The sequence below is a fragment of the Peptoniphilus sp. HMSC062D09 genome (assembly GCF_001811425.1).
Lineage (GTDB): Bacteria > Bacillota > Clostridia > Tissierellales > Peptoniphilaceae > Peptoniphilus_A.
Map to the genome: position 1 here is coordinate 16,632 of NZ_KV804687.1, position 20,511 is coordinate 37,142.

Annotated in this window: 23 protein-coding genes; 2 read left to right on the plus strand and 21 right to left on the minus strand. The window is 34.1% G+C overall.

Features of this window, described 5'->3' with window-relative positions; translation table 11 throughout:
- Positions 1-6: 6 nt before the first annotated feature.
- Both ribE and HMPREF2801_RS01435 read left to right on the plus strand, forming a co-directional pair.
- Positions 7-474 (plus strand): 6,7-dimethyl-8-ribityllumazine synthase, encoded by a 468-nt coding sequence (ribE, locus tag HMPREF2801_RS01430; RefSeq protein WP_070610234.1) that lies wholly within the window; start codon positions 7-9, stop codon positions 472-474.
- Complete coding sequence (locus tag HMPREF2801_RS01435) at positions 467-1,159, plus strand: HAD family hydrolase (RefSeq protein WP_083303692.1); 693 nt, start codon at positions 467-469, stop codon at positions 1,157-1,159. Before ribE ends, HMPREF2801_RS01435 begins: the two co-directional genes overlap by 8 nt.
- A 121-nt stretch (positions 1,160-1,280) precedes the next feature.
- Here the strand turns inward: HMPREF2801_RS01435 and HMPREF2801_RS01440 are convergent, their stop codons facing one another.
- The 21 genes from HMPREF2801_RS01440 to HMPREF2801_RS09420 all read right to left on the minus strand — a co-directional run.
- Positions 1,281-2,678 carry a radical SAM/SPASM domain-containing protein gene (locus HMPREF2801_RS01440; protein ID WP_070610235.1) on the minus strand — a complete coding sequence of 466 codons (1,398 nt, stop codon included), beginning with the start codon at positions 2,676-2,678 and terminating at the stop codon, positions 1,281-1,283.
- A 364-nt stretch (positions 2,679-3,042) separates the two neighbouring features.
- Entirely contained in the window at positions 3,043-3,393 is a 351-nt protein-coding gene (locus HMPREF2801_RS01445) for a hypothetical protein (protein ID WP_070610236.1), read from the minus strand.
- A gap of 142 nt (positions 3,394-3,535) precedes the next feature.
- Entirely contained in the window at positions 3,536-4,138 is a 603-nt protein-coding gene (locus tag HMPREF2801_RS01450) for a DNA-binding response regulator (RefSeq protein ID WP_070610237.1), read from the minus strand.
- On the minus strand, positions 4,110-5,675 hold the full coding sequence (locus HMPREF2801_RS01455; RefSeq protein ID WP_070610238.1) for a hypothetical protein: 1,566 nt from the start codon (positions 5,673-5,675) through the stop codon (positions 4,110-4,112). Before HMPREF2801_RS01455 ends, HMPREF2801_RS01450 begins: the two co-directional genes overlap by 29 nt.
- Positions 5,676-5,773: 98 nt before the next feature.
- On the minus strand, positions 5,774-6,067 hold the full coding sequence (locus HMPREF2801_RS01460) for a hypothetical protein (protein WP_070610239.1): 294 nt from the start codon (positions 6,065-6,067) through the stop codon (positions 5,774-5,776).
- Positions 6,068-6,145: 78 nt separating this feature from the next.
- Entirely contained in the window at positions 6,146-6,433 is a 288-nt protein-coding gene (locus HMPREF2801_RS01465; protein WP_070610240.1) for a hypothetical protein, read from the minus strand.
- A gap of 55 nt (positions 6,434-6,488) precedes the next feature.
- Positions 6,489-7,325: a 3-hydroxybutyryl-CoA dehydrogenase gene (locus HMPREF2801_RS01470; RefSeq protein ID WP_070610241.1), complete on the minus strand. Its 837-nt coding sequence runs from the start codon at positions 7,323-7,325 to the stop codon at positions 6,489-6,491.
- A gap of 10 nt (positions 7,326-7,335) precedes the next feature.
- The gene (locus tag HMPREF2801_RS01475; protein ID WP_070610242.1) at positions 7,336-8,112 is read right to left on the minus strand and encodes an enoyl-CoA hydratase-related protein; all 777 of its coding nucleotides are present in this window, start codon (positions 8,110-8,112) and stop codon (positions 7,336-7,338) included.
- Between the two features lies 1 nt (position 8,113).
- A complete protein-coding gene (locus HMPREF2801_RS01480; protein WP_070610243.1) occupies positions 8,114-9,301 on the minus strand; it encodes an acetyl-CoA C-acetyltransferase in 1,188 nt (395 codons plus the stop codon).
- A 13-nt stretch (positions 9,302-9,314) separates the two neighbouring features.
- Positions 9,315-9,731, minus strand: a complete 417-nt coding sequence (locus tag HMPREF2801_RS01485) for a MaoC family dehydratase (RefSeq protein ID WP_070610244.1) — start codon at positions 9,729-9,731, stop codon at positions 9,315-9,317.
- 67 nt (positions 9,732-9,798) lie between these two features.
- On the minus strand, positions 9,799-10,902 hold the full coding sequence (gene wecB / locus HMPREF2801_RS01490; RefSeq protein ID WP_070610245.1) for a non-hydrolyzing UDP-N-acetylglucosamine 2-epimerase: 1,104 nt from the start codon (positions 10,900-10,902) through the stop codon (positions 9,799-9,801).
- Between the two features lies 1 nt (position 10,903).
- Positions 10,904-11,932: a glycosyltransferase family 4 protein gene (locus tag HMPREF2801_RS01495; protein ID WP_070610246.1), complete on the minus strand. Its 1,029-nt coding sequence runs from the start codon at positions 11,930-11,932 to the stop codon at positions 10,904-10,906.
- A 9-nt stretch (positions 11,933-11,941) separates the two neighbouring features.
- Complete coding sequence (gene upp / locus HMPREF2801_RS01500) at positions 11,942-12,568, minus strand: uracil phosphoribosyltransferase (RefSeq protein WP_070610247.1); 627 nt, start codon at positions 12,566-12,568, stop codon at positions 11,942-11,944.
- Between the two features lies 1 nt (position 12,569).
- The gene (gene rpiB / locus HMPREF2801_RS01505; RefSeq protein ID WP_070610248.1) at positions 12,570-13,001 is read right to left on the minus strand and encodes a ribose 5-phosphate isomerase B; all 432 of its coding nucleotides are present in this window, start codon (positions 12,999-13,001) and stop codon (positions 12,570-12,572) included.
- Positions 13,002-13,009: 8 nt separating this feature from the next.
- On the minus strand, positions 13,010-14,065 hold the full coding sequence (locus HMPREF2801_RS01510; protein WP_070610249.1) for an L-threonylcarbamoyladenylate synthase: 1,056 nt from the start codon (positions 14,063-14,065) through the stop codon (positions 13,010-13,012).
- Positions 14,066-14,118: 53 nt separating this feature from the next.
- Positions 14,119-15,315 carry a M20 family metallopeptidase gene (locus HMPREF2801_RS01515; protein ID WP_070610250.1) on the minus strand — a complete coding sequence of 399 codons (1,197 nt, stop codon included), beginning with the start codon at positions 15,313-15,315 and terminating at the stop codon, positions 14,119-14,121.
- 7 nt (positions 15,316-15,322) lie between these two features.
- Positions 15,323-17,173 carry an LTA synthase family protein gene (locus HMPREF2801_RS01520; RefSeq protein WP_083303693.1) on the minus strand — a complete coding sequence of 617 codons (1,851 nt, stop codon included), beginning with the start codon at positions 17,171-17,173 and terminating at the stop codon, positions 15,323-15,325.
- A gap of 124 nt (positions 17,174-17,297) precedes the next feature.
- The gene (locus HMPREF2801_RS01525) at positions 17,298-18,203 is read right to left on the minus strand and encodes a lactate/malate family dehydrogenase (protein WP_070610251.1); all 906 of its coding nucleotides are present in this window, start codon (positions 18,201-18,203) and stop codon (positions 17,298-17,300) included.
- A gap of 394 nt (positions 18,204-18,597) precedes the next feature.
- A complete protein-coding gene (locus HMPREF2801_RS01530) occupies positions 18,598-19,860 on the minus strand; it encodes a S1C family serine protease (RefSeq protein ID WP_070610252.1) in 1,263 nt (420 codons plus the stop codon).
- Positions 19,861-20,050: 190 nt separating this feature from the next.
- The gene (locus HMPREF2801_RS09415) at positions 20,051-20,215 is read right to left on the minus strand and encodes a hypothetical protein (protein WP_246829953.1); all 165 of its coding nucleotides are present in this window, start codon (positions 20,213-20,215) and stop codon (positions 20,051-20,053) included.
- Between the two features lie 54 nt (positions 20,216-20,269).
- Positions 20,270-20,511 (minus strand): ATP-binding cassette domain-containing protein (locus tag HMPREF2801_RS09420; protein ID WP_246829954.1); only part of this gene is annotated, 242 nt, incomplete at its 5' end.

The following is a 20,511-nucleotide window of genomic DNA, read 5'->3' on the forward strand; positions in this document are numbered from 1 at the left end:
GGAAATATGAAAATTTACAGCGCAAATTTAAAATCTGAAGGAAAAAAATACGCCATAGTTTTGGCAAGATTTAACGAGTTTATAGTTTCAAAACTCTTAGATGGTTGTATAGATGGACTAAAGAGACATGGCGTAGAAGATGACGAAATTGAAGTAATTTGGGTGCCAGGGTCTTTTGAAATTCCCCTAGCAGCAAAATCTCTTGCCTTGACAAAAAGATATGACGCAGTAATTGCCCTTGGTGCAGTTATTCGTGGCGCAACTACTCACTACGAACTTGTATCAGCAGAAGTTGCCAAGGGAATTGCATCTTCATCTCTTGAAACTGGCGTGCCAATAATTTTCGGTGTAATTACAACAGAAAATATTGAACAAGCAATTGAAAGAGCAGGCACAAAGGCTGGCAACAAGGGCTTTGATGCTGCAACTGCTGCAATTGAAATGGCAAATTTACTAGGCGATATTCGTGGCTAAGCTTAATAAAGAAAATTTGAAGTACAAAAATGATGAGCTTAAAGATGTAAAGTCCATAATTTTTGACTTTGACGGCACCCTTCACAATACTCTGAAAATTTATTATCCCGCCTTTTCATCTGGCGTAGAGTTTTTGCGAGAACATGGCTTTGCTAAGGATTTTGAATTAAATGAAAGAAATGTGTCAAAATTTTTAGGCGAAAAACCAAATTTTGCCTACGACCTAATTGCAAAGGGAGCAGATGACTCTTTAAAAAGAGAAGTTATGGCTCTTGTTGGCAAAAAAATGGATGAGAATATAAAAAATGGTCTTGGAGAACTTTATGATGACAGCAAAAAAGTTCTTGAAGAGCTTTCAGAGGATTATGACCTTTATATTCTATCCAACTGCCGAGAATCTTATCTGGACACTGCTCTTGATGTCTATGGCATAAAAAAATATTTCAAAAAATATTTTGCCGCAGAAACTTATGACTTCATTCCAAAAGATGAAATAATAAAAAAAGAAAGGAAAAATATAAAAGAAGAAATTATCTTTGTTGGCGATAGGCACCATGACATGGAGGCAGCAAGAAAAAATAATATTAAGAGCATTTTTTGCACTTACGGCTTTGGAAGTTATGAAGAAGGAAAAGATGCAAGTTACAAAATAACTTCTATTGGAGAAATTTTAAAGCTCTTGTAATATAGAATTTAAAATAAAAATTTTTAATCGCTTAAAAAATTTAGAACAAATTTATAAAAAATAAAACCCTAACATAAAAGGAGGACTCAGTGTCCTCCAATTTTTTTATCTTTATTTAGCTTTATGCTTCTTCTCTCTTCTTTCTACTTTCATCCCAAAGTTCATTTGCCTTTTTATTCCAAGCCATTGCATAAGGTGTCGTCTTAACTTGCAAGTCTTCTGCACTTTCAGGAGCAATCATATCGGTGTTTCTCGCACCAGAATCATTTACAATTTTAGTAAGTCTTCCTGGGTTTTCCAACATTGGACATGGCTTTAACAAGTTTTTATTAAAAGGTTGATTGTCATGGAAACCCATAAATAGTGGACTTGTTAAACATTCCTTAATAGTTTTTTCTCTAATATTTGAATCAGAATAGTGAATGAACACGCAAGGTTCCATATCACCAAGAGAATTTATGTGGAAATAATTTTTACCACCAGCAATGCAACCATTTATAAATTCGCCGTCATTTTGAAAATCAATTGTAAAAATATTTTGAGGGTATTCAGCAGATCTTATCTCCCTAACCTTGTGGTAAACGTGCTCTCTTTCTTCTGGAGAAAGAAGTAGGCTTACATCTGCATCCTTTCCAACTGGCATGTAGTGGAAGAACCAAGCAAGCTTGCATCCATGGTCTACTAGCATTTTTATGAAATCATCGTCAGTTACATATTTATAATTTTGACTTGTGTAGCAAATAGAAGCTCCGTATAAAAGTTTGTGCTCTTTCATTAAATCCATTGCCTTCATAACCTTTTGGAAAACTCCGTCGCCTCTTCTAAGGTCTGTGGATTCTTCTGTACCTTCAATACTAAGGGCAAAGGAAATATTTCCAGCTTCAACAACTTCTTCGCAAAATTCATCGTCGATTAAAGTTCCATTAGTAAAGACATGGAAGGCAGAGTCATTAAATTCCTTTGCAAGTCTAATGACATCATCCTTTCTAACAAGTGGTTCTCCACCAGTTAAAATGAAGAAATAAGTTCCAAGTTCATTGCCTTGTCTGACAATGCTTGCCATTTCATCGTAAGTTAAATTATTTTTGTGGCCATATTCGGCAGCCCAGCAGCCAGTGCACTTTAAGTTGCAGGCAGAAGTTGGGTCAAATAAAATTACCCAAGGAATGTTACAATTATATTCCTTTTGCAATTTGTTTCTAAGAGCATTTCCCTTATAGGCAGCGTTGTAGCCAATAGTTTTGACAGAAGTCTTGACAATATTTTCGTCGATTCCATTAACAATGTCAGTACCAAAGGATACCCACTTAGAGTTAGGGTCGTTAAGCTCATTTCTAACTCTCTCTAAGCCATTTTTCGCAGTGTTAACTTCACTTGATTCAGGCATCAAATATTCATCGAAGACATCAACTATCTCCATCATTCCCTTTTGAGGGTCCTTCTTTAATCTCTTGTAGGCTAGATTTACAGCCGTTTCGAAAACTTTTTCTTTTGTTTTGTCTTTAATTGCAGTATTCATCTAAAAACCTCCCCTATATTTATAAAGTGATAAATTTTAATTATTAAAATATTTGATAACATTTTATTTGAACATTGTTCATTTTTTCTTTGTCTATATTTTACTACATTTTTTCTAAATTTTAAAGGCTTTTTTATAAATAATTTAAAATTTAAATATGTTCATTAAAATAATTGTAAATTGTTAGAAAATAATGTCTTGTTTTAAAATGGATTTAAGTGAATTTTTTATTTGTTATAAAGAATAAATTAAAAATTTTAAAAAATAAAAAAGCACCTAAATTAATAGGTGCTAAGTGATAAATTATATGAATTTTAATTTGCTTAGTATTGAAATTTTGACTAAGGGATACTGCTTTGTAGGTCTATCCAATAAATTTATTATTTATATTAGTGATTTCAAGAGAACTTACGGCTCCCTCTTGGTAGTCATTTATGCTTTTATTTGCCTGGCTGAATATAAAAATATTGATAAAGAAGAGGGCTGCCAATAAAAAGTAAAGTGGAAGCTTTAACTTTCCTAATTCTTTCTTTAAATAAAAATATAATAGAGCCAGTGAAGGAATTATTAATAGATTTAAAGCATAGAGAAAGTTGTAGTCATAAATTGAGTAGTCTCTTAAATAGCCATTTAAGTAAAAATTAAAGGCAATTAGCAAAAGCAAAAGTCCATAGGCTGATGATAAGACGATTTTATTTGTTTTAATTTTATTCATATTTCCTCCCATATTTAACTTTTAATATCAAAATATTTTAAGGCTTCTTTGCCTTAATTATATAAGTAATAAGAATTTTGTCAACTAACTTTTGTGCAAAATTTAAGTCAAGCTATTATCTTATCCTTACATCAAAAATTTTTTAAAAGGAATCAATGATTCCAAGATCCATGGCCTTTTTCATAAGTTCTTGGTAGTTGTTGATGTAGAGCTTTTGATAGATTCGATTTAACATAACTGCAAGAGACCTCTCGGAGATAAAAAGCTCCTTGGCAACCTGACTTCTCTTTAAGCCTGAGCAATAGAGCTTTACTATTTCTATTTCCTTTTCTGTCAAATTTTCTATAATTTCTTTTTCCTTAAAAAATTTTTTATCATGAAGGTAGACTTCTCTTAATTTATTCCTAAGGCTTTCCATGTCCTCTTCCTTGGAGATGAAGGCATAGGCCCCAAGGCTTTTTGCTCTTTCGCCATAAAAAAATAAATCATAGCCAGATAAAATCACTATTTTTATATTTTTATCTTTATTTAAAATTTTTTCTGCCAAGTCTAAGCCGTTTAAGGATTCTTCAAATCCCCTTAAGTTTATGTCCACAAGCAAAATATCATAGGATCTTAAAAAGTTTATGTCTTCTAAATTTTTCAAATCCTCTAATAAATCAATTTCAAAAAAATCATCTTTTTCCAAAAGTTCCTTTAATGAACTTGCCATCATCTTATGATCTTCTATTAATAAAATTTTCATTTACAATCTCCTCTTGAATTGGCAGCTTGATAATAAATTCCACATAGGTTTGGTCTTTTGAATCTTTTTCTATCTTATTTTTAAGTATTAAGTCTCCCCCGTAAATTTTTAAGGTCTCCTCCATAAAACTGATGCCAGAGTGATTTTTCCTATTAAAATCTTCATCAAGGAAATCCTCAAAGTTTTTAATAGTCAAAAATATTATTCCATCCTCAATTTCCAGCCTTAATTCAGAAAAATATCCCTGGGAATGTTTGTAAAAATTGGTTACCATCTCATGAATAAAATTATAAATTACCTTGTCATAGGGACTGGTCAGAAAAATATTTTTGTCGCAGTAAAATTCAAGGAGTTTGTCATCTTGATACATTTCCTTTAAAGAATTTATGAGCTCTCTATAAATTTCGTAGTGACTTATTCCCTCTCTAAAAGCTGGCTCTATTAAATTTATTTTTAGCCTAATCTTTTTAATGAGGCTCTTGTGAGTTTCTAGGGACTTGCTCATATTTTTTTCATCTTCTAAAAACTTCTTCGACAAAATTATATCTTGCAAAATGTCATCGTGGAGAAAGCTCAGGCTTCTTCTCTCAAAATTTTCTGACAAATTTTTTGCCAATTTATTATTGTATAAAAATTTTTCATAGGCTGACTTATTATTTGTTATCTTCCTAAATTTCATTATCAGCTTAATATTTGCCATATTTAAGGAAAAAATCATGGCAAAGAGCAAGGATAACCTATAATTTTTGACAAAGCTTTCAAAAAATAGTGTAAAAATAAAAATAAATATAAAGTTTATAGGATTCCTATAAAAATCAAAAATTATTTTTTTCAAATTTTTGTCCATGGAAACTATAAAGATTAAAATTGAAAGTTCCGCCACAAATAAAATTATAAATTCCCTAAGGTAAACATAAGTAAAGACCTTTAAGAAGTTCATTAATATAAATAAAAATAAGTAAATAAGGCTTATAAGCCAGACATTTGAAAGCAACTTATGGCTGTATTTTTTTATTTCTTTTCTATATGTAAGAACAAGAATAAGAGGAAAAACTGCAATAAAAAGCCTAGAAAATTTTACTATGCCCATGTAAAAAGTACTGTTTAAATAATTAGAAATAAAGGTCAATAAAAAAATAATAAGGGCAAAATAATTAAAATACTTCCACTTAAGCTCCTTAACCCTGCTTAAAAATATATAAAAATTATAAAAAATTAAAAGATAAATAAAGGACAGGCTGACTTCAGAAGTATATTTAAAATTTATTTTGTATCTATAGAGAAAAATATAGTCCAGCAAAATCCATAGAGAAAATAAAACCTCTAGAGAGCTGTGGTCCAGGAAAACTTTTCTGTCATCAGCTAATAAAAAAGTTAAAAGAGAAATGTTATTTAAAAGGCTTAGGGAAAATAAAAAATACATTCCACTAAAATCTCTAAGCTTATAAATTTTTGCAGAATAAAATAATATGTAAAGCCCTATAAAAACATAGGCTGTTAAAATGCTTGCCCTCAAAATTTTTTTGTCCCTAGTCATATTTCCCTCCCTCTCCAATTTTACTTAAGCCTGATTTTATTATATATTATTTTTAAATTTAAAAGGTCCTAAATTAATAGAACCTTTTGTTAATTTAATTATTTTAAAAAAGTATATCCATCTTTTTTTACTCTTCCAAAATATTCACCATAATAAATATTTTTGTCCATTTTAACTGAGTCTGGATTGAATTTTAAGTCTCCCCTGTATCTTACCAAGCCCTTATTTGTCGTGTAAGTTATGTATTCAGGAAAGCTGTAGGCATCGTATCTCCTCTTTACACTTGTAACTTCCATTTCACTTTTAAAGCCGTTAAATAAAAATAATAGGACTAAAAGAAGTAGACCTCCTAAAATTATCTTTGAACTTTTACTTTTTAATTTAGAAATCATAGTAACCTCCCAAATAATTTTATCTTTACCTTCATTATATTATTTCAAATTATTTTGTCAGTTAACTTTTGTGCAAATTTATTTGAAGCTAAAGGCTTCTGGTCTTATTGTGCCCCTGTATTCTGCGTAATACTTTTCAGAGTTGGGATCTTTTTTTATTTTATTTCCATTTAATTTTAAATCAACCCTATATTGAATCAAACCCTTTTTATCTTTATAGCTAATATTTTCTGGGAAAATTCTTCCATAGCCACTTTTAACTTTTGTTATAGACTCCTCTCTTGGCAGTCCAAAAAATAAAAATAAAGTTAAGGTGGATAAAATTAAAATTGAAAGAAAAATATTTTTTATTTTTGCCTTTGTCATGTCATCACCTTATAAAAAAAGAGAAGGCTCTTGCCTTCCCTTAATCTCTTTAAAATTAATATTTGTAAAATCCTTCGCCTGTTTTTCTTCCAAGAAGTCCAGCTCTAACCATTTTCTTAAGAAGTGGATGAGGTCTGTATTTAGGGTCGCCAAATTCAGTGTAAAGAACTTCCATAATTGCAAGAACTACATCAAGTCCTACTAAGTCTCCAAGAGCTAGAGGTCCCATTGGGTGGTTGGCACCAAGTTTCATTGCTGTGTCAATATCTTCTACTGATGCAATGCCTTCAGCGTAAATTCCAATTGCTTCGTTGATCATAGGAATTAAAATTCTATTTACTACGAAACCAGGAGCTTCATCAACTTCTACTGGAGTTTTGCCAATTTCTTTTGAAAGTTCGATAATCATATCTTTAACTTTTGGATCAGTTTTCTTTCCTGAAATAACTTCAACTAGTTTCATGGCTGGAACTGGGTTAAAGAAGTGCATTCCAATTACTTTTTCAGGTCTTTTTGTAGCTGCTCCAATGTCAGTTATTGAAAGAGATGAAGTATTTGATGCAAGAACTGTTTTTTCTTCACAAGTTTCGCAAAGTTCTGTGAAAATTGCTTTTTTAATCTTAGGGTTTTCTGTTGCTGCTTCTATAATAAGATCGCAATCTGCTACATCTTTGATGTCAGCTGATGTTGACAAGTTAGAAAGAGCTGTTTCCATTTCTTCCTTAGTCATTCTTTCCTTAGCAACATTTTTTTCATAACCTTTTTTGATTTTTTCCATAGCTTTTTCAAGAGCTTCTGGTGCTATATCTCTTACAATTACCTTGTGATATGGTGCAAGTACTTGAGCAATTCCTGCTCCCATAGTACCTGATCCTACTACTGCTATTTTCATTTTATTCACCTTATTTTCCTTTAAATTCAGTTTTTCCCTTATTTAAAAATGCCTTCATACCTTCTTTTTGGTCATTTGTTGCAAAACATAGGCCAAAGTGAGTTTTTTCGATTTGCATTGCTGTATCTATATCTGTTTGTGAGCCATTTATTATTGATGCTTTAGAATATTCTACTGCCTTTGGTGCATTTTTTGAAATCATTTTTGCCATTTCAACTGCCTTGTCAATTAATTCTTCTGGTTCATAAACATGGTTTACGAGACCTATTTCCAAAGCTTTGTCCGCACCTATCATTTCTGTAGTATAGATTAATTCCTTTGCATAGCCAGGTCCAATTGTCCTAGAAAGTCTTTGAGTTCCACCAAAGCCTGGTGTAATTCCAAGACCTACTTCTGGTTGACCAAATTTTGCCTTTGTAGATGCAATTCTAATGTCACAAGCAATGGAAATTTCGCATCCACCACCAAGAGCAAATCCATTTACTGCTGCAATTACTGGCACTCTACACTTTTCAATTTCCATGAAAGTGTCCATGCCAAGTTTTGCAAAATCATAGGCTTCACTGGCAGAAAAGTTTGCCATTTCGCCAATATCAGCACCTGCTACAAAGGATTTACCTGCACCAGTTACAATAATACATCTAACATCATCTTCTATATGTGAGAAGAATCTGTGAAGTTCCTTTAACATTTCAGAGTTAAGAGCGTTTAGACTCTTTTCTCTATTAAGTGTCAAAAGAAGAATTCCATCACCTTTTTTTTCAACAATTAAAAATTTGTAATCCATATTAGTCCCTTCCGACGATAAGAGCAGTTCCCATACCTCCGCCGATGCAAAGTGTTGCTAAACCTTTCTTAGCGTCTCTCTTTTGCATTTCAAATAAAAGTGTAGTTAAAATTCTAGCTCCACTTGCTCCAATAGGATGACCAATTGCAATTGCTCCACCATTTACGTTAACTTTGTTGATGTCAAATTTCATAACTTGGTTAACTGCACAAGCTTGAGCTGCGAAAGCTTCATTTGCTTCAATTAAGTCAAGGTCATCAGCTGTAAGTCCTGCAATTTCAAGAGCTTTAGTAGATGATGGAATAGGTCCTGTACCCATAATCTTAGGGTCAACGCCTGCTGTTGCATAAGAAATAATATATGCAAGAGGAGTAACTCCAAGTTCTTTCGCCTTAGATTCTTTCATTAGTACAAGCATAGCTGCACCGTCATTGATTCCAGATGCGTTACCTGCAGTAACTGTACCACCATCTTTTTTGAAAGCTGGTTTAAGTTTTGCAAGTCCTTCCATAGTTACACCATCTCTAATGTGTTCATCTGTATCTACAACTGTTACATTGCCTTTTCTATCTTTAACTTCAACAGGAACGATTTCGTCTTTGAATCTTCCTTCTTTTCTTGCTCTTTCTGCATTATTTTGAGATCTTGTAGCAAGTTCATCTTGCATTTCTCTTGTAATTCCATATTTTTCAGCTACATTTTCAGCTGTAATACCCATGTGATAATCATTGAAAGCATCCCATAGACCGTCTTTAATCATTGTGTCAACAACTTTTTTGTCGCCCATTCTTGCTCCCCATCTTTCATTAGTAAGAGCATAAGGTGCCATTGACATTGATTCTGTACCACCAGCAAGTACGATTTCTGCATCTCCTGCTTTAATAACTTGAGCTGCTAAGCTAACTGCACGAAGACCTGAACCACATACTACGTTAATAGTAACTGCTGGAGTGTCTATATCTAAACCTGCTCCAAGAACAACTTGTCTTGCAACATTTTGTCCTTGAGCTGCTTGAAGAACATTACCAATGTAAGCTTCATCGACCATATCAGCTTTTACATTTGCTCTTTTAAGAGCTTCTTTTACTGCTACTACTCCAAGTTCTACTGCTGGAACAGTTTTAAATTGACCTCCAAAATCACCTACAGCTGTTCTTGCAGCTGATGCTATAACAATTCTATCTTCCATTTTTTCCTCCTTTTTACTCTCTAGGTGGCAATACTGTAGCCACACCATCTAAAACAATTTCTCCCTTTTGATTTGTACAAGTTGTTTTGAGTTTTAAAATTTTGTCTTTAATTATCTCAATTGCTTCAACTTTAGCTGTAATTGTGTCTCCAATATAAACAGGTTTAGTAAACTTCATTTCTTGACCCATGTAAATTGTACCAGGTCCAGGAAGTTTCATGCCAAGAACTGCTGATACAAGGCCTGCTGTAAGCATACCATGTGCAATCCTAGTCTTAAAAGATCCCTTGCCAGCTTCAACTTCGTTGATATGGGCAGGATTTAAGTCGCCGGTGATGCCAGCGTAAAGATATACATCTGTCTCAGAAATTGTCTTTGTAAATTCGGCAGTGTCGCCAATTTTAATTTCTTTTATAGTTTTTCCCACGATATCTACCTCCTCAAACTTCTTTTAAAGTTATACCCATAATTTAGTCAGATAAATTATTATCCTAAAATTAATTCATCTTCTCTAAAATATCAACGATCTTCTTTGCTGCATGACCATCTCCATAGGGGTTGACAGCCTTTGCCATTTCTTCGTATAAGTTTTTATCATCTAATAAACTAATTATACTGTCATAGACATCTTGTGAATTTGTGCCCACAAGTTTAGCTGTCTTTGCCTCTACGCCTTCCCTTCTCTCAGTCTCATTCCTAAGAACAAGGACTGGTTTACCTAGAGCTGGCGCCTCCTCTTGCACTCCTCCAGAATCTGTCACGACAAACTTTACTCTTGCCATGAGATTTGAAAAAGGCAAATAAGATAGAGGCTCAATGAGATGAACTCTGTCTAAATCAGAAAAATACTTTTTCGCAGTATTCCTGACAATTGGATTTAAGTGAATTGGAAAGACAATTTCAATATTTTCTCTTTCCAAGACTACTTGTCTTATGGCAGAAAAAATATTTTCCATTGGTTCTCCCCAATTTTCTCTCCTATGTGCAGTTAAGAGTACTACATCTTTATTATAATCTAAATTGTTCAAAATTTCATCGTCAAATAGGAAATCTTCTTTAACTGAATACTTTAGTGCATCAATAACAGTATTTCCAGTTATAAAAATATTTTTATCATCATAACCTTCCCTCAAAAGATTTTGTCTATTGGACTCTGTTGGGGCGAAATGATAATTGGAAAGGACTCCCGTTAGTTTTCTATTTGCCTCTTCGGGATAGGGCGAATACAAGTTGCCTGACCTGAGACCTGCCTCTACATGACCTATCTTTATTTTCTTATAGAAGGCTGCAAGTGCTGCTGCAAAGACTGTTGTCGTATCTCCCTGCACCAAAAGTATATCTGGCTTTAATTCATCTAAAATATCTTCAAGCCCCAAAAGTGTCTTTGTAGTTACATCTGTAAGGGACTGACCTTTTTTAAAAATATTTAAGTCATAATCTGGCTCTATATCAAAAATTTCCAGAACTTGGTCTAACATCTCCCTGTGCTGACCTGTGACACAAGTGTAGGACTCAAGATCTTTTCTCTTTTCTACTTCTTTTATAATTGGTGCCATCTTTATGCCTTCAGGTCTTGTACCAAATACAAATAATACCTTCAATTTATTCCTCCTTATTTTTTAGCATACCTGCAGCTACTCCCGTAAAGACTATTATTAAGATAACTCCTATGGAAATAATAAGTCCTATGGATGAGTGGAACTTTGAAATTACATTTGCAAGTATGCCAAAGATTGCAGAAATGGAGTACAAAATCACAACTGTCTGTCTTTGATTTAGACCCATCTTTAAAAGTCTGTGGTGAAGATGTCCCTTGTCTGCTTCAACTATGGACTTGCCTGATAATTTACGTCTAAGCATTGCAAAGGCTGTGTCAAATACTGGCACGCCTAAAATTACAACGGGCACGAAAATCATAAGTATTGCCGCTTGTTTAAGAAAGCCTGAAATACTTATATAGGAAAGCATAAAGCCAAGATATAGGGCTCCAGTGTCTCCCATAAATATTTTTGCAGGGTTAAAGTTAAAGGGCAAAAATCCAAGGCAGGCTCCTGCCACAAGGGCGCAAACTAGGCTCACTTCATGTCTTCCCATTTGATAAGTTATAAAAAACATTGAAATTGCACATATCATAGAGACACCTGAGGCAAGACCATCAAGTCCGTCTATTAAATTTATTGTATTAGTAATGCCGCAGACCCAAAAAATTGTAACTGGTATGGAAAGCATATTTAAAATAAAAAGTGCATCCTGTGAGTCAAAGGGATTTGTGAAAAATTCTATTTTCATTCCACCACATATAAGCACTATGGCTGCAAGAATTTGAAAGCCAAATTTCAACTTTGGACTTAGGTCGTACTTGTCGTCATAAAGTCCAGAAAGTGCAATTATAAGAGAACTTATAATAGCCATAATAAGTGCCTTATCTATTTTCAAAAATACAAGCATTAAAATAGTCACACTTATTACCATGGCAATGCCACCACCTACGGGAATTGGCTTATTGTGAACTCTTCTCCCATCCTTTGGCACATCTATAAATCCCATTTTTTTGGCAAGCTTTATGACAAAGGGCATTTGCACAAAGGTCAAAATAAAAGCTGCAAAAAAAGGAACTAAAAAATTATACATATTAACCTCTTACTTCGTTCCAAATAATCTGTCTCCTGCATCTCCAAGTCCAGGAACTATATATCCGTCTTCGTTTAGCTTTTCATCAAGGGCAGCAATGTAAATTTCTACATCTGGATGAGCTTCCTCAACTGCCTTTAAGCCTTCTGGTGCAGCCAAAAGATTTATTGACTTAATATTTTTTGCACCATTTCTCTTTAATTCGTCAATGGCTTCTATAAGTGAGCCACCTGTTGCAAGCATTGGATCTACTATAATCATTTGTCTTGATGCAACATCTTTAGGTAATTTTGAATAATAAGTAACTGGCTTTAAAGTTTCAGGGTCTCTGTACATGCCTATGTGACCAACTCTTGCTGCTGGAATAATTGTTAGAAGTCCTTCCACCATGCCAAGACCTGCTCTTAAAATAGGAACAATGCCAATTTTTTTGCCAGAGATTCTCTTTCCCACAGTCTTTGCTATAGGAGTTTCGATTTCAATGTCTTCTGTTTCAAGATCTCTTGTGACTTCGTAGCCCATTAAAGTTGAAATTTCATTTACAAGTTGTCTAAATTCCATGGAGCTAGTTTCTTTTTTCCTGAGAATTGTCATTTTGTGATCAATAAGCGGATGTTTTATTATTGTATATCCCATTTTATTCCTCCTCGATTTTATTTACTCTATTTATGTGTCTTCCACCTTCAAATTTTTCATCTAAAAAGGCTTCTACTATTTCTATTGCCATATCATGACCAATTAGTCTTGCTCCCATAGCAAGAACATTGGCGTCGTTGTGGCGTCTTGCAAGCCTTGCAGAATAGGGCTCAGAGCAAAGTGCAGCTCTTATTCCCTTAACTTTATTTGCAGAAATTGAAATCCCAATTCCTGAGCCACAGATGACTATTCCAAAGTCCATCTTATTGTCTATGACTTCGTGACCAACTGCATGACCATAGTCTGGATAGTCAACGCGATTATCGTCAAAGGGTCCCATGTCCTTAACTTCAATATTTTTTTCTTCTAAGTACTTTATTAGGTCTTGTTTTAAATAAAATCCTGCGTGGTCAGAACCAATTGCTATTTTCATTTTTCCTCCTAAATTCTCATGACAACTTTTCCGCTACAAGCCTTGAGAAGCCTATTCATAATGCTTAGACCTATTCCCCTAAGTTCAAAACCCTCTGCGAAAATAATGTCTACATTTTCATCATCACATCTTCTCAGTGCGTCAAAGAGATTTGCCGCAACTTCTTCAAGATGATCTCTACTTCCCAAGTTAATTAAGAGTTTTATGTCTAAATTTTTGTATTCGTCATAAGTTTCATCTGTTGCAAGGACTGCAACTTTTTTGTCCTTATTTTCTTCTATATTTTTTTTGATTTCGTTGACGACTTTATCTAGTCTTCCACCAAAGCAAATTGCCTCTGCCTTTGGAGCATAGTGCCTGTATTTTTGTCCTGGAGATTTTGGGATTTCTCCACTTTTTGCGTCAATTGTGGCATTGTCAATTCTTATATTTTCATCAATTTCCCTTAAATCTTCTAGGGTAATCTTTCCAGGTCTTAAAATCATTGGCGGATCCACTGTCACATCTAGTACAGTTGACTCAATGCCTACTACAGAGTGACCACCGTCAACAATTATGTCTACCCTTCCATTTAAATCTTCTATTACATGTTCCACCTTAGTTGGAGATGGTCTTCCTGACAAGTTTGCAGAAGGTGCTGCCACTGGAAAATCCACTGCCTTTAAAATAGCATGGGCGATTTCATTGCTGGGCTCTCTTATAGCCACTGTTTCAAGTCCACCTGTAGCTTCATCTGGAATAAGTTCAGATCTCTTAAAAATAATAGTGAGAGGTCCTGGCCAAAACTTTTCCATACATTTTTTTGCCACTTCAGGAATTTCTGCAACTAAAGGGTCTAGCTGAGAATTTTCTGCTATGTGAAGTATTAATGGATTGTCGCTAGGTCTGCCCTTGGCTTCGTATATTTTTTTGCAGGCTCTCTTGTTAAGTCCATTGCCACCAAGTCCATAAACTGTTTCTGTGGGAAGGACAACAAGGCCTCCTTCTCTTAAAGTGTCGCTGATTTTTTTGAGATAAATTTTATCCTTTGCATTTCCTTTAAATTTTATAATTTCAGTTTTCAAAAAAACACCTCTATTCTTTACATTATACCAAGAACAGAAGTGTTTTTTAATACTTAATCCTTATTTAATTCATTGTGAGGGATAATTTTTCCACTTTTAATGCTTTCTTTGAACTCTTTCATTATTTTTTCATAAATTTCGTCATTTTGTAAAATTACTATGCCAACTTCAACTATGGCTGCAATGACTTTTTTCATTTGACTAAAGGCATAGTCTGTCATAGTTGCATCTCTTAGCTCTACTGTGTGTCCACTTACGCCTTCATCTGCAATTTTAAAGTAGCCATGAAGAGTTGGAATTTCGTGAGAAATATTTCCCGCATCAGTTGAGCCTTTGTTTAACTCCTCATCTCTTATCTCTTCATCGAGATATTTTTCCATTTTTTCTTTTAACACTTCGTTAAAGGCAAGGTTCCTTACAGTGTTGTCATTTCCCTTTTCATATTCAGAAATTTTTACCCTACAACCTGTGGCAAGACCTGCTCCCCTTGCACAATTTTCTAATTTTTCTAAAATTTCTAAGAGATCTTTTTTCTCTGGACTTCTTGCGTAAAATCTTGAATCAGTGTAATCGGGAATAATATTTGCCGCCTTGCCGCCATCCTTTATTATGCCGTGGATTCTTGCCCCATCCTTAGTCTCTTGTCTAAGGGCGTTTAGAGCAGAAAATAAAACTATTTGCGCATCGAGGGCGTTAATCCCCTTTTCCGGTGCATCTGCTGCGTGAGAAGTCTTGCCAAAAAATTCAAATCTTCTCGTGGCAAGGGCAAGGGAATTTGGCGTAAGGGCATTATAAGAGGCTGGGTGCATTTCAATAGCAACATCCACATCATCTAGTTCATTAGAATTTGCAATTTCAATTTTAGTGCCGCCAACTTCTTCTGCTGCTGTCCCAAAAACTATTACTCGTCCCCCAAGATCATCTATTAACTTGGAAAGGACTATGCCTGCACCAGTTGCCGTTGCTCCTAAAATATTGTGACCGCATCCATGACCAATGCCTGGCAGTGCATCGTATTCTGACAAGTAAGAAATTGTCCTTCCCTCTTTCTTTGAATCGTAAACTGCCTTAAAGGAAGTTTCGCAATCCATGTAGGGACATTCAACTTCAAATCCATGCTTTTTTAATAAGTCCATGTGAGCCTTGGAAGATTTGTATTCTTCAAAGCCTAGCTCTGGATTTTCGTATATAAATTTTCTAAGGTCGTCTAGGTCCCCAGAAATCTCTTCAACTATTTTTAATATATCCATAATTCACCTACTCATTTATCCTGAAATACTCGTACTTCTTGTAATCTTCGTAAGCTTCCTTAGCCTCGCCCTTGACTTCATTTCTTGGATAAGTGTTGACTCCGTCAAAGACAAAATTCCTTGAAATAATTGGAAGTTTTTTCCTCATTTCTGAATTGTAAATAAAGAAATTGTCTACTTTATTGTAGTTTAGCATGTCAAGGACCATTGAAGGAAGATAGTTGGCAGAAACTGCATTGCCATCTTGGATTTCAACATTTTCTCTATTTAAAAATGCCCTTCCACTTTCATTGGCAAGAATTACATAAGGAGTTGAGTAAAATTCAATTTCCTTTGCCAAGTCGTCGTGAGACAATTTTATACCAATTTCATCAAAGGCACTGGGTTCATTTCCAAGACCAGGAAGGTGGTCGCCGTAAAATACCATAATTGTCGGCTCTTCTAAGGACATAATCATGTCATAGACTTCGCCCAGCATTATGTCCATGTCCTTTACTCCCAAAAAGTAAGAGCCAAAATTATTTGCAGCCTCCTCTGAGAGAGTTACCTTGCACTGATAAGGAAGATTTTTCCCATACTTGTCGTAAAAATATGGGCCATGGTTTTGAATGTCTAAGCCGTAGGAAAAAATTGGCTCATCTGAGTTTTCTAGGGCTTGTAAAAATCTACTTCTAAAAATTTCTGAAAATTGTCTTTCAGAAACATAGCCGCCCTTCATTTCAGGCTGGTCAATATTTTCTAAGAAAAAATTATCTTGAAAACCCAGTTTTGGATAGACGTCTTGCCTTCCATAGAACCAAGCAAAACCTGGATGAAAGGCCATGGTCTTGTAGCCAATTGTGTTAAAGAGTCTTGGCAAAGATGACACATCCCTTTTTATTGCATTAAAGGCAAAACTTTCATCAGGCGCGCAGTCTATAGTTAAGGCTCCTGTTAAGACATCAAACTCAGTGTCTCCCGTTCCCCCACCAAAGGATGGCGTTACAATTCTTCCATGCATGATGGAATTTTTTTGTAATTTTTTAAAATTTTCATTTGGATCATTGCCAGGTGCAAAAGAAAAATGCTCATCTTGAGATAAGTCTGTAAAGGCCTCTCCCATTATCCAAATAACGTTAGGTCTAGGATTATATTTTATTACAGAAATATCTTCTCCATGGTCAACTCTTTCGCGTTTTTCCATTTCCTTCTTGTCGTAGCCTTCTGGTGGTCTTACAAAGGATTTTTTTAAGTTAAATAAAAAAGTGTAGTTAAATCCCTTGGAATTAAAGTGGTCTATTAGGTTAAATACATTTCCATTAAGAGGAAGGCTGTTATAAATTTTGTCCTTTGAGTAAACAAAATTAAATAAAAGTACTGAGGAAATAATAATAGAAAGAATTCCCATTAGCCTGTCCCTTACTCTTAACTTTTCGCTCTTAAAAAATCTTGAAAGAAAAATTAAAATAAAAAGACTCACTATAAAAATTATTATAGAAGTAGAGTCTGGCTTGTAAGAGTTCTGGGACATTTTAAGTGCCTCAAAGGATAGGGCAAGGTCTGAAATTCTAAAGGGTGCATTCCTATAAATTACCTTAGTCCTGTGGACTGTAAAAAATATTAAATAAAATAAGGAGTTCAGTATAAGGGCAAATCTTCTCCTTCCAAAAATTCCCTGAAATAAAATTCCCGTAAGAAAAATTGGAATAAAATTTAAAAGTAAAACTAGGGGACTTCTCGTAATTTTTTCTATAAAAGATGCATCACTTGGTGCCAAAAGCAGCATAGCAAAAGTTAAAATTATTGCAAATAAAATTTGACTGACAAAATCTATAAAATTAAAGCCTCGCGACTCCAAATTTTTTTCTCTATTAAACAAAATATCACCTTCTAGTAGACAATTATATAATATTTTGTAAATTTTTGGAAAATTTTTTGTAAATTCAGGAGCCCTTTTTAAAATTAGGCAAAAATAAAAAGCCCCTAAGGACTTTTTATAAATTTTATTTTATTGGCAAGGTATTTTTTATTGTCTCAACGGACTTATTCCACTTTTCTCTTTCTTCTTCATCTAAAACTAAGTCATAATGGTCAAGAATACCATCTCTCCCAACAAGAGCTGGATGACCAATGTAGCATCCGTCCTTTTCTGAATAAGATGAAACTGGCAAAATTGTCTTTGAATCTTGGAAAATTGCTTCAATTACTAGGACAGTTGAGTTTGCAATGCCGTAGGATGTGTAGCCCTTAGCCTTTATTGTTTCAAAGGCCCTAATCTTTGTCTCTTCTTCGATTTTTTGGCATTCTTCCCTGTCCAAAATTTCATAAATTGGTTTTGTTGCTATGGAAACTTGTGACCAGGCAACGAATTGGCTGTTGCCATGTTCTGCAATTACATAGCCGTCAACAGAGTTTGGATCCATGTTTAATTTTCTTGCAAGGGCATTTTTCATCCTTGCTGAATCTAAAATTGTTCCCGTTCCAATGACTCTCTCCTTGGGAAGTCCAGTGAGCTTTTGCAAATAATCTGCTATTACATCGCAAGGGTTTGTAATGCTTACTATGATGCCCTTAAACTTGGATTCTTTAATTTTTTTGCCCCACTCTTCAGCGCAAGTCTTTGTGTATTTAAACTCCAACATCCTGTCATTATTTTTTTGCAAAATTGTAATGTCTCCTGGAGCAAAGACAATTATGTCTGACTCATCTAAATTTTTTAGTTCTCCCGCAAAAATATTTATGTGTCCATTTCTATTTACATAGCCATCAGATAAGTCGCTTACCTCTGCTTCAGCAAGTCCTTCCTTCTTGTCAAATAAAAAAAGCCTGTCGCAAAGAGATCTTTCAACAATTGTGTGGGCTACAGTTGCACCAACATTTCCTAAACCTATTATAGATATTGTTCTCATTTTATCCTCCATTTTTTCTATAAATAATATTAACACTTTTTTGTGGGATTATAAATTTTTTTCTCACATCAAATTTTTTAACTTTCCTTTTATAAATTCATTAGATATTTATAAAGTAAAAAAGACTGCCGAAGCAGCCTTAGTTTCTCTTTTCAGAGTGAAGATTGGTATAATTTTATTATTAATCTTAGGAGTTATGGGGTGTCCCAAAATCATTTGTTAAATGACAATTTCTATCATTAACTGCCCTTATTATATTATAGAATTTTTTATTTGTAAAGGGTTTTTGATAAAATGTATCAAATTTATATTATCGAATTATTTTTAAAAATCGCAATAATTAAAATAAGGTAAAGTTACACATGATAGTGTTCCTTTACCTTTGATTTTAAATTTAAAATCCATTTTCAAATTCTTGTCTAAATCTGTTAAAAAGATCTTGTTGTTCTTCTTGTCTCTTTTGATATTCCCTAGCTCTTGCTTCTTCTTGAGCCTTGATATCCTTTTGGGCTTCCTTGTCCTTTTCTATTGAATAATCAGAAAACTTGACTTCAGTCTTTGATTCTTTTCCTTTTCTTACATAGGATACTTCTGCGCTGTCCCCTTCTTGATATTTATAAAGAATTGACTTAAGAGCGTTGTTGTCAGTCACTTCGTCCTTGCCAATTTTTGTTATAATATCTCCTGCAACAAGACCTGCTTCTGCTGCAGGTGATTCTTCATAAACCTTGTAGACAAAAATACCTTTATCTACATCAGTTTTTCCATTAAATACTTGTGTTGCCACATTTAGATTCATTGTAAGCATCCCCATGGAAATTTCCTTGTAGCTTCCTGTTTCAATTACTTGCTTTACAATTGGCTTTATAAAATTAATTGGAATGGAAAAACCAAGTCCCTCTGCAGATTGAACCTTTACAGTGTTGATGCCTATTACTTCCCCTTCAGCATTTAAAAGTGGTCCGCCAGAATTTCCGCCGTTAATTGATGCGTCAGTTTGGATAAGTCCGGTCATGTATCCGCCGCCACTTACTGCGCCAACATACCTATCTAGTCCAGATATAATTCCTTGAGTTACAGTTTGTGAAAATTGTAGTGAAATTGGATTTCCAATTGCAATTGCTGCGTCACCTATGGAAAGTGCATCGGAGTCTCCAAGACTTGCCACATTTAATTTTTCCTTTGTATTTATTTTTACAATGGCAAGATCAACATTTTCGTCTGCCCAAATAGTTTTGCCCTCTAAGTCCTTTTCGTTGTTAAGTCTAACTGTTACATCTTCCACGACCTTGTTGTTTAATTTTACAACGTGGGCATTGGTAAGGATGTAGCCCTTTGGATCCACTATTACGCCAGATCCAACGCCTTGGACTTCTACTTGACCAAAGAAGGATTGTTGCACTCCCTTAGTTGTAATTCCAACAACTGATGACATTGATTTTTTTGCAACAGCAGAAGCAACGCTCATATTGTCCTTGGCAGAAATTGTTATATTAGAATTGTCTTCATTGGAAGTTCTTGAACTCTCTTGTGGCATCAATTTATAAGTTGTGATTGCTGAACCAATTATTCCGCCAATTAGTGAAAAGACTAGGGCAATTACTACAATAATTTTTCCCCCGCCAGAATTTTTATTTTCTCGTCTATTATTATCCATAATTTTCCTCCTAACAATTTTGTTATATTTATATTAGTGTGATTATGTGAAAAATTGATGATTTTATTATCAAAGCTTTTTGAAATATTTAATATTTTTTGAAAAATTTAGGAGAAATTTTTATTTTATAACTTCCTCTTAAAAAAGAGACCCTCTCGAGCCTCTTAATCTTATTCTCCAAAGGCAGGTATTACTGCACCTTCGAATTTTTCTTCTCCTTTAAGTTTATAAAATATAAAAACTCATCAACTCTCTTTTCAATATCACTTTTGCTTACTCCCGATATTTCAAGAGGGTAGACAATATTTTCTGCAACAGTCTTTTGCATAAAGAGATTAAAATATTGAAAGATCATTCCAATATCTTTTCTCGCTACCCTGAGTTCCTTCTCACTTAAATTAATAATGGACTATCCATCAATTGTAATATCTCCGCTTGTTGGCTCTTCTAGTCTATTGATACACCTGACAAGAGTAGATTTACCAGCCTCAGATAAACCGATGACTCCAAAAATTTCCCCTCTATTAACTTTGAAAGAAAGGTCATTTAAAGCCATGAAGGTTCCATCCTCACTTTTAAATTCTTTAACCAAGTTTTTTACTTCAAACATTTTTCCTCCACAAATATAATCATAACCACCGGCTAAGCCGG

Bases quoted from the DNA above. Each gene is read 5' to 3' on its own strand.
- HMPREF2801_RS01480 (WP_070610243.1), bottom strand. From the start codon at position 9,301: ATGGAAGATAGAATTGTTATAGCATCAGCTGCAAGAACAGCTGTAGGT.
- HMPREF2801_RS01475 (WP_070610242.1), bottom strand. From the start codon at position 8,112: ATGGATTACAAATTTTTAATTGTTGAAAAAAAAGGTGATGGAATTCTT.
- HMPREF2801_RS01465 (WP_070610240.1), bottom strand. From the start codon at position 6,433: ATGACAAAGGCAAAAATAAAAAATATTTTTCTTTCAATTTTAATTTTA.
- ribE (WP_070610234.1), top strand. From the start codon at position 7: ATGAAAATTTACAGCGCAAATTTAAAATCTGAAGGAAAAAAATACGCC.
- HMPREF2801_RS01470 (WP_070610241.1), bottom strand. From the start codon at position 7,325: ATGAAAATAGCAGTAGTAGGATCAGGTACTATGGGAGCAGGAATTGCT.
- HMPREF2801_RS01515 (WP_070610250.1), bottom strand. From the start codon at position 15,315: ATGGATATATTAAAAATAGTTGAAGAGATTTCTGGGGACCTAGACGAC.
- HMPREF2801_RS01440 (WP_070610235.1), bottom strand. From the start codon at position 2,678: ATGAATACTGCAATTAAAGACAAAACAAAAGAAAAAGTTTTCGAAACG.
- rpiB (WP_070610248.1), bottom strand. From the start codon at position 13,001: ATGAAAATAGCAATTGGTTCTGACCACGCAGGATTTTATTTAAAACAA.
- HMPREF2801_RS01445 (WP_070610236.1), bottom strand. From the start codon at position 3,393: ATGAATAAAATTAAAACAAATAAAATCGTCTTATCATCAGCCTATGGA.
- HMPREF2801_RS01450 (WP_070610237.1), bottom strand. From the start codon at position 4,138: ATGAAAATTTTATTAATAGAAGATCATAAGATGATGGCAAGTTCATTA.
- HMPREF2801_RS01530 (WP_070610252.1), bottom strand. From the start codon at position 19,860: ATGGATAATAATAGACGAGAAAATAAAAATTCTGGCGGGGGAAAAATT.
- HMPREF2801_RS09415 (WP_246829953.1), bottom strand. From the start codon at position 20,215: ATGATCTTTCAATATTTTAATCTCTTTATGCAAAAGACTGTTGCAGAA.
- HMPREF2801_RS01525 (WP_070610251.1), bottom strand. From the start codon at position 18,203: ATGAGAACAATATCTATAATAGGTTTAGGAAATGTTGGTGCAACTGTA.
- HMPREF2801_RS01495 (WP_070610246.1), bottom strand. From the start codon at position 11,932: ATGTATAATTTTTTAGTTCCTTTTTTTGCAGCTTTTATTTTGACCTTT.
- HMPREF2801_RS01460 (WP_070610239.1), bottom strand. From the start codon at position 6,067: ATGATTTCTAAATTAAAAAGTAAAAGTTCAAAGATAATTTTAGGAGGT.
- HMPREF2801_RS01455 (WP_070610238.1), bottom strand. From the start codon at position 5,675: ATGACTAGGGACAAAAAAATTTTGAGGGCAAGCATTTTAACAGCCTAT.
- upp (WP_070610247.1), bottom strand. From the start codon at position 12,568: ATGGGATATACAATAATAAAACATCCGCTTATTGATCACAAAATGACA.